This window comes from Nocardia brasiliensis NBRC 14402, assembly GCF_000308475.2.
GTDB lineage: Bacteria > Actinomycetota > Actinomycetes > Mycobacteriales > Mycobacteriaceae > Nocardia > Nocardia brasiliensis.
On record NZ_BAFT02000005.1, the window covers coordinates 24,113 to 32,801 of the forward strand.

The following is an 8,689-nucleotide window of genomic DNA, read 5'->3' on the forward strand; positions in this document are numbered from 1 at the left end:
CTGCCGCGCAGGACAACTCGGCCGCTACGAATCAGCTCGGCTGAATCAGCGTGCGCTTGAGGATCTTTCCGGTCGCGTTGCGCGGGAGCGCGTCCAGGAAGGTCACGTCGCGCGGCACCGAGAAGCGGCTCAGCCGGTGCCGGATGTAGTTGCACACCATGTCGCGATCCAGCCCGAAACCCTCTCTGGTCACCACGAACGCGGCCAGGCGCTGCCCGTACTCCTGGTCCGGCACGCCGACCACCGCCACCTCGCTGACCTGCGGCAGGTGCGAGAGCGCCTCTTCGACCGGGCGCGGGAAGACGTTCTCGCCCCCGGAGATGATCATCTCGTCGTCACGGCCCGCGACGAAGAGCAGCCCGTCGGCGTCGAGGTAGCCGAGGTCACCGGTGTCGAGCATGCCGCCCCATTCGGTGGGCGGCTTCGCGTCGGTGTAGCCGTCGAACAGCATGTGGTTGAGCACGAAGATGCGGCCGGTCACCCCGCGCGGCACCGGACGTAATTCTTTGTCCAGCACAGCGAGTTTCGTGCCGAGCGGCGGGCGTCCCGCGGTGGTCGGCGCGGCCCGCAGATCGGCCGGATCGGCGATGGTCGCCCAGGACACCTCGGTCGAGCCGTACACGTTGTAGAGCACGTCGCCGAAGGCGTCGAGAAACTTCACCACCGTCGGACCGGCAAGGGGCGCACCGCAACTGGCCACCACGCGCAGGCTCGACGTGTCGTAGCGATCGCGCACGTGCGCGGGCAGATCCAGGATCCGGTTCACCATCACCGGCACCACGATCAATGCGGTGACTCGGTGCTCCTCGATCAGCCGCAGGCAGTCCTCGGCGTCGAACCGTTCCGGCAGCACCACACTCGCCCGGATCGGCGTGCTGATCTGCAACGCCGCCAGCCCCCAGGTGTGGAACAGCGGCGCGGGGATGAGCATCGTCTCGTCCATCCGCATCGGAATGCGCGAGAGCAGCGCCGCCACGGTGCCGAAACCCTTGGGCTGCGGCCGCTGCGCGCTCTTGGGTGTACCGCTGGTGCCCGAGGTCAGCACGATCAGCCGGCCGGGATGGCTGGGCCGGGCGAAGGTCGGCGCGTCGAGCGCGATCAGGTCGTCGACGGTGTTGCGGTCGTACCGGGTCAGCTGTCCGGTCGCGAAGCGGGGCACGGACGCGGCCAGATACTTGGTCAGCGGCTCGTATTCGTCGTCGAGGAAGACGGCCGACAGTCCGTGCCGGTCCGCGACGTCCTCGATCTGCCGGGCCGAGAGGCCGGTGTTCAGCAGCACCGTGTCGACGCCGAGTTTGCCGGTGGCGACCATGCATTCGACCATCGTGACCCGGTTGCGCGAGAGTAGCCCCACTTTGTCCCGCGCGCCGATACCGAGCATTGCCAGCGCCGAAGCGAGTTTGTGGGTGCGATCGTGCATTTGACCGAACGTGCGCGTGGAAACGCCGTCCACCACCGCGAGCCGATCAGGCGAATGCCCGGCGGCGGCCGCGTAACCACCCGCCAGCGTGAATCCCCACCGGGCCAGCCCGCCCACCTGTTTGAGCGCGCGGTCGGGCCGGTAGGTGCGCACGACACCGGTCGTCACCATCTGCTTCAACGTGCCGACCTGCTGTTTCGTCGGCGATTCCTCGCCGTTGACGAGCACCGAGGTCGGCGTGCCGAGGACCGCGTCGACGATGCGGGTGAGGCCGGCCGTGGTCCACGCGATCACGTCCGCGTTGTCCTGCTCGGCGATCCAGGGATGGATGCGTCCGGCGCCGAAGTAGGTGATGGTGACCCGCGTCGACTCCGCCGCGTCTTCGCCGCGTAGCCGCACCGCGGCGAAACTGCCCAGGCCAGGGCATTGCAGCTCGAAACTTTCCCGTTCCTTGCCGACCACCAGCCGCAGCGCGGGCACGGTGAGTTCGGTGTCCGCATGCCGCGCGCGGATCAGCAGCACCGGGTGGGTGTCCGAGGTTTCCGCGCGCTCGCAGTCGCCGATTCCCTGGAACATGCGGGCGTAGGTCTGCGGGTCCATGAAAAAGTCCCACAGCGCTTTTCGTGCGGCTGCGAACTCCGCGTCTATTGTGATGACATCCGTAACCAACTGCGTGCTTTTCTGCATGGGCCGACCGAGCGGTCTGCGTCGGCATGGTCACGTAGTTGTACCCATCGGTAACAATTAGGTCAAGTACGCAACGCATTGCCATCGATTAGCCATTTAGCTGGTCAAATGCCCATTTTCGGCCGAATCACCTATCGGCCACAGCACAGTGCACAATATTCGCGAAATGCCCGCGCGATTGCCGAAAACCCGTTACGCGACCGAGAACGTCACGCGCGCAATGCCGGTCGACCTGGGGTTCGGCGTGCAACACCCGCAGAGCGCACGACAGCATCGCCGCAGACCTTGTTCGGCGCGCCAAGACAGCGCTGTTGGCCGAGATTTTGCCGGGGTCAGAAGATCTTTCGGCGCGTCCGGTGCGGACACGAGCCCCTCGCCGGTACGGACTACTCCCGCGATCACCTGAGTAAACCACTGGCCCCCGCGTCGAAACACGCTCGCGCAGCGGATCGTACCGCCGATCCGGCGACCGCGCGCGGCGAGCGGACCCCGGCCGGAACCGAAGGCGTCCTTCGCCCCACGGGAACGCGGCGAAGGACGCCCTCGGTCGAGCATCGGCCAGGTCAGGCGGACAGCGGTGTGAAGTCGCGGCTGCCGATGTAGCCGGGCCGCGGCGCGGGCGCGCCGAACGGCTCGACCAGGGTGTTCTCCACGCTGTTGAACACCAGGAAGATATTCGAGCGCGGGAACGGGGTGATGTTGTTCGACGAACCGTGCATCAGGTTGGAGTCGAACAGCAGCGCGGAGCCGGCCCGCCCGGTGAACTGGCTGATGCCGTACCGGTTCGCCAGCGTGGTGATGTCCTCCTGGGTCGGCACGCCGATCTCCTGCTCCTGCAAGGACTCCCGGTAGTGCTCCGCGGGCGTGCTGCCCAGGCACGGTACGAACGTGCGGTGCGAGCCGGGCATCACCATCAGGCTGCCGTTGATCGGGTAGTTGTCGGTCAGCGCGATGGACAGGCTCACCGCCCGCGGCGCCGGCATGCCGTCCTCGGCGTGCCAGGTCTCGAAATCGGAGTGCCAGTAGAAACCCGTGCCGCGGAAACCCGGCATGTAGTTGACGCGGCTCTGGTGGATGTACACCTCGGAGCCGAGCACCTGCCGGGCCAGCCCGGCGACCCGGGACTCGCGGACCAGGTCCGCGATCGCCGCGCTGAGCCGGTGCACCTCGAAGACCGACCGCACCCGGTTCGACGCTTTCTCCACGATCACGCGCTCGTCGTCGCGCAACGCGGGATCGCCTGCCAGCCTGCCGATCTCGGCGCTGAAATCAGCGACCTCGGTGGGCGTGAGCAGTTCGTCGATGCTGGCGAAGCCGTCGGTGTCGAAGGCCGCGAGCGCCGGGCTCTCGACCCGGCCCCACACCGTCGGATCGGTACGATCCAGGTGCGTGGCCGGTGCATCGATCCGGGTCGGGTAACGATCGATCCGGTCCGTCGAGGGCCGAGTTTCAGTGTGCTGCAAAACCATTACCGCCTATCCCCCGATCGTCGCGGCAACGAGCGGGTACGCGCCGGTGCTGTCGTGGACCTCCTGCCCGGTGACCGGAGGATTGAACACGCACATCATCCGCATCCGGGTGCGGGCCGAGAGCTGGTGGCGCTCGTTCCCGTCCAGCAGATACATCGAGCCGGGACCGAGCTCGTAGGTCACGCCGTTGTCGAGATCGGTGAGCGTGCCCTCACCCTCGATCAACCATACCGCTTCCACATGGTAGCGATAGTGGAACTCGTGCGTGCTGCCCGCATCGATGGTGGTCTCGTGGAAGGAGAAGCCGACTCCGTCGCCGCCGAGGATGATGCGCTTGCTGCGCCAACCCTCCCCGGCCACATCGCGTTCGGTATCGGTGATCTCGGCGGTGGTACGTACGATCATGCGATCGCCCCCATTCCATTGCAGACGGTGTCCACGGCGCCGGTCAGAATGCTGAGGCCGTGGTCCAGTTCCTGGTCGGTAATCGTCAACGCGGGCAGCAACTTCACCACCTCGTCGGTGGAACCGGAGGTCTCCACCAGCAAACCGCGTTCGAACGCGATCTGGCACACCTTGCTCGCCTGCGACGGGTCCTCGAACACCACGCCGTGCACCAGGCCGCGGCCGCGGGTCGAGACGCCGGAGACGTTGCCCGCCAATTCCGTCAGCGTACTGGCGATGCGTTCGCCCTTGGCGAGCGTCGCGTTCTGCAGGGTGTCGTCGGACCAGTAGTGCCGCAACGCGACATCGGCCGTGACGAAGGCCGGGTTGTTCCCGCGGAAGGTGCCGTTGTGCTCGCCCGGCGACCACTGATCGAGCTCGGACTTGAACAGCACCAACGCCATCGGCAGTCCGTAGCCGCCGATCGACTTCGACAGCGTGACGATATCGGGGGTGATGCCCGCGAGCTCGAAGGAGAAGAACGGTCCGGTGCGCCCGCAGCCCATCTGCACGTCGTCGACGATCAGCAGGATGTCGCGCGCCTCGCAGAGCCCGGCGAGGTGCCGAAGCCATTCCGCGCGAGCGACATTCACGCCGCCCTCGCCCTGCACCGTCTCCACGATCACGGCCGCCGGGCGGTCGAAGCCCGACGAGGTGTCGTCGAGTACCTTCTCCATCCACTGGAAATCGGCGGTGGTGCCGTCGAAGTAGCCGTCGTAGGGCATGTGCGCCGCGTGCACCAGCGGCACACCGGCGCCCGCCCGCTTGGCCGCGTTGCCGGTGACCGAGAGCGCGCCGAGGGTCATGCCGTGGAAGGCGTTGGTGAAGCTGACGATCGTCTCCCGGCCGGTCACCTTGCGGGCCAGCTTGAGCGCGGCCTCGACCGCGTTGGCACCGGTCGGGCCGGGGAACTGCACCTTGTAGTCCAGCCCGCGCGGCGCGAACACGGTGTCGCGCAGGGTTTCCAGCAGGCTGCGCTTGGCCGAGGTGGACATGTCGAGCCCGTGCGTGATGCCGTCGCTGGCGATGTAGTCCAGCAGCGGCTGCTTGAGCACGTCGTTGTTGTGGCCGTAGTTCAGCGCACCCGCGCCTGCGAAGAAGTCGAGGTAGTCCTTACCGTCCTCGTCTCGTAACCAGCTGCCCTTGGCCTTCGAGAAGACCGCGGGCCAGGCGCGGCAGTAGCCGCGCACATTCGATTCCAGACTCTCGAAAATGCTCGTGTCGGCGGTGATCATCGGTGGTCCTCCTGCGTTGTGCGAGCGATCGGTGCGATGAGATAAAGGTCCTCGGACTCATGGCTGTCCGGGAAGACGCCCGTGTCGAACAAGGGGCGCTTGGTCATTCGGGCGTCACGCTGCCGGGCGACCGAGCCGAACAACGCGATGGACGCGGCATTGTCGGGCGAGATCGTCGTCTCCAGCGTCGTAACACCCTGAGGTGCAACGGTGTTCAGCAAAGCGTGCAGCAGTTGGGCGCCGGTGCCCCGGCCGCGCTGTGCTCGGTCGACCGCCACCTGCCAGACGAACACGGTGCCCGGCGCCTGCGGCCGGAGGTAGCCGATCACGAAACCGACGACGCGACCCTGCATTTCGGCGACCACCGTGGTCTCCGCGAAGTCGCGGCACCACAGCAGGTAGGCGTAGCTCGAATTGACGTCGAGGACCTCGGAGTTCTTCGCGATCCGCCACAGCTGGGCGCCGTCCTCGACGCGTGGCTTGCGCAGAACCAACTCGGTCCGGTGGCGGCCGGGGTCCGGACCCAGCGCGGCCGCGGCCTGCTCGACACGGGATCGTTCGATCTCCGCGGTGTTCAACGTTGGCACTGACATACAACTCCCTGGTCGGGCCTGTAGTACTTATCCAGGCTTACGAATCAACTTTGAGCTGACCCGGTCGAGTTCATTACGGTTGTGTTACGGCTCGATTGCGCCGACGCCCGGCAGGGTGGCGACGAACCGGGCGCCGCCGCCCGGCCGGCCCACGCATTCGACCTGGCCACCGTGCTTGGCGACGGTCTCGGCGACCAGCGCGAGACCGATGCCGGTCCCGGTCGCTGACCGACGGCCGCTGCGCGCCGTCGCGAAACGTTCGAAGATGCGCACCCGGTCCGCCGGCGGTACACCGGGGCCCGCGTCGTCCACGACGATCACCGCCGCGTCGCCCACCCGATCCGCAGCGACCGCGACCACACCGCCGCCGTGCAGGTCGGCGTTCTGCAGCAGGTTCACCACCGCCCGCTCCAATTCGAGCTTGCGGCCGAGCACGACCACATCCTCGTGCACGGTCAGCAGATCGGGCGGATAGCGGCGCTCGGCGAGCGTGTGCCGCAACAGATCTCGCACCGACAGCGGTTCCTGGTCGCCGCGGTGCATGCCCGCCTCGACCCGCGCGAGCGCGAGCAGGTCGTCGAGCAGCCGCCGCAGGTGATCGACCTCGTCGGTTACCAGCACGAGCGCGCGCTGGGAACGCTCCGGCAAATCGTCGCGATGCCGGTTGAGCACGTCCACACTGGCCATCAAAGTGGTGAGCGGCGTGCGCAATTCGTGACTGACATCGCCGAACAGCCGGTGCTCGCGCTCGATTCGCCGTTGCAGCGAGTCGACCATGGAGTTGAACGACTCCACGGTGGTCGCCAGGTCTTGATCGTGGGTGGCGGACAGGCGCAGATCCAGATCGCCCGAGGCGATCCGGGCGGCGGTCGCGGCCAGCTGGTGCAGCGGTGTGAGCACCCGCCGACTCGCCCACCAGCCCACGGCCGCGCCGATCGCGGTGACCACGACCGCGCAGGCGACCAGCACATTGCGCAGCAGATCCAGGTTCGCCTGCAGGTCGGCGGTACCGGCCTGCGCGCGTTCCAGATACTTGCGGCTGATGGTGAACACCGAGACCACCAGCACCAGCGACATCAGCGCGCTGATCGCGGTGAACACGGCGGTCACCCGGCCGCGCAGACTCCAGCGTGTCGGATCGAGCCAGCGTTCAGCGCTGGACATCGAGTCGGTAGCCGAGCCCGCGCACCGTCACCACGACGCGCGGGTCGGAAGCGTCCCGCTCGATCTTCGTGCGCAGCCTGCGCATGTGCACGTCGACGATCCGCTCGTCACCGAAAAAGCCTTGGTCCCATACTCGTTCGAGCAGAACGGTGCGGCTGAGCACCCGGCCCGGCGTCTCCGCGAGCTCGCACAGCAGGCGGAACTCGGTGAGCGTCAGCCGGATCTGCTCCTCGCCGCGGCGCACCACGCCCGCGTCCTGCGCGAGCACCAGCGGCGCCTCGGGGTCGGCGTCGAGCACCACTTCCTGCGGTGGCGCCTCACGTTCGGCGGTGAGCCTGGCCCGGCGCCGCACCGCGCGCATCCGCGCGGTGATCTCCTTGATCTCGAACGGTTTCGCCACGAAATCGTCGGCGCCCGCCTCCAGCGCGGCCACCACGTCGTGGGTGTCGTCGCGCGCGCTGACCACGATGATCGGCACGTCGTGCTCGCGGCGGATCTCGCGGATGCAGTCGAAGCCGTCCATATCGCCGAGCATCAAATCGACGATCATCACATCGGGCACGCCGTTGCTGCGCAGATGGGTGAGCGCGTCCTCGGCCTCCTCGGCCTCGGCGACGTCGTAGCCTTCGTCCTCCATGGCGAGCCGCAGCGCACCCCGGACCCGGTCGTCGTCCTCGACGATCATCAGGTTCGCCGTCATCGCCGCACCTCGCCGACGCCCGGCCGCACTGGGGCCGCCAAGGCGGCGGTGCCTCTGGTTCGCTCGCTACGCTCGCTCAAATACCTATCCTTTGCAGACACGCGGGACATCTGCCGGTGCGGAGAATCGCATCCCCATACCGACGCGACATTCCGCTTGTTCGAGCCACCTTGCCGATCTATCGGATACCCGAACAGACCATTCGGTAAACGCCGTGTGGACGCTTGATCAGCTGTTGCGCCGCCCCGCATCGGCCGCAACAGGTGCGGTGTGCGGGTCGGGCGCGGGCGGCTCACGCCTGGCTGGTTATCCATCCACCCTGGCCGCATGAGCGTCGTTATGCAACCGTTACGTGATGCCCGACACACGGGCTACCCGGCGTTTCGCGCCCGCCCAGGACGGTTCAGCGATCGTCGCGAGTCGAACGTTCCAGCCGGTTGAAGTTGCTCGGTCTGCCGTCCGGGAGCTGCTCCTGGTAGCGAAAGTGCAGGTGCCGTTCCTCGAAGGTGGCGAACCACTCGTCCCAGTCCACCGGCCGCAGCACCGCTCCGCCGTAGCCGGGGAAATCCAGGCGCAGCGAACCCATGGGGCCGCCGTACGCGATACCGGGCATCGTTGCGGGCGTGGCACCGCGCCGCTCCGCCCACTGCCGGATGGTGTCGTGATCCCTGGTGACCCGGGTGCGCTCCACATTCCCGGCGCGGGCGCGCTCGGGTGCGGGCTTGTCCTGCTGGTACTTCGTCGACCTCGAGCTCCCCGGTCCGGCGTACGGATTCCGGGTGCCTAGTCGGTGGTCGTTCATGACGATCTCCTGAGCCATCGGCATCGTAAGTCCGGTTCCTTTTCACGTACCCGACGCCAACTTCGCGCAAACCGGCACTACGTCACAAAGCCCCCGCCAACGCTGTTGAAACGCACCGAAAACGCTGACCGCCAGCCACTTTGTGAGGGGAGTCACCGACAGCCACGCGGTGGTT

General features: G+C 67.3%; 8 protein-coding genes. All 8 read right to left on the bottom strand.

What is annotated here, in order from left to right; all coding sequences use genetic code 11:
• Nucleotides 1-31 precede the first annotated feature (31 nt).
• Nucleotides 32-2,020, bottom strand: a complete 1,989-nt coding sequence (locus TY25_RS01115) for an AMP-binding protein (protein WP_081868610.1) — start codon at nucleotides 2,018-2,020, stop codon at nucleotides 32-34.
• Nucleotides 2,021-2,670: 650 nt separating this feature from the next.
• Complete coding sequence (gene thpD, locus TY25_RS01120) at nucleotides 2,671-3,576, bottom strand: ectoine hydroxylase (protein WP_029896229.1); 906 nt, start codon at nucleotides 3,574-3,576, stop codon at nucleotides 2,671-2,673.
• Nucleotides 3,577-3,582: 6 nt separating this feature from the next.
• Complete coding sequence (locus TY25_RS01125) at nucleotides 3,583-3,981, bottom strand: ectoine synthase (RefSeq protein WP_014985952.1); 399 nt, start codon at nucleotides 3,979-3,981, stop codon at nucleotides 3,583-3,585.
• A complete protein-coding gene (gene ectB, locus TY25_RS01130; protein ID WP_042253394.1) occupies nucleotides 3,978-5,255 on the bottom strand; it encodes a diaminobutyrate--2-oxoglutarate transaminase in 1,278 nt (425 codons plus the stop codon). The genes TY25_RS01125 and ectB overlap by 4 nt, the downstream gene beginning before the upstream one ends.
• Nucleotides 5,252-5,848 carry a diaminobutyrate acetyltransferase gene (gene ectA / locus TY25_RS01135; protein WP_226887300.1) on the bottom strand — a complete coding sequence of 199 codons (597 nt, stop codon included), beginning with the start codon at nucleotides 5,846-5,848 and terminating at the stop codon, nucleotides 5,252-5,254. The genes ectB and ectA overlap by 4 nt, the downstream gene beginning before the upstream one ends.
• A gap of 84 nt (nucleotides 5,849-5,932) precedes the next feature.
• Nucleotides 5,933-7,012 (bottom strand): ATP-binding protein, encoded by a 1,080-nt coding sequence (locus TY25_RS01140; RefSeq protein ID WP_052382724.1) that lies wholly within the window; start codon nucleotides 7,010-7,012, stop codon nucleotides 5,933-5,935.
• Nucleotides 6,999-7,712 (bottom strand): response regulator transcription factor, encoded by a 714-nt coding sequence (locus TY25_RS01145; RefSeq protein ID WP_042253396.1) that lies wholly within the window; start codon nucleotides 7,710-7,712, stop codon nucleotides 6,999-7,001. The genes TY25_RS01140 and TY25_RS01145 overlap by 14 nt, the downstream gene beginning before the upstream one ends.
• A 403-nt stretch (nucleotides 7,713-8,115) precedes the next feature.
• Nucleotides 8,116-8,514, bottom strand: coding sequence for a hypothetical protein (locus tag TY25_RS01150; RefSeq protein ID WP_226887299.1), 399 nt, complete (start codon nucleotides 8,512-8,514; stop codon nucleotides 8,116-8,118).
• Nucleotides 8,515-8,689 lie beyond the last annotated feature (175 nt).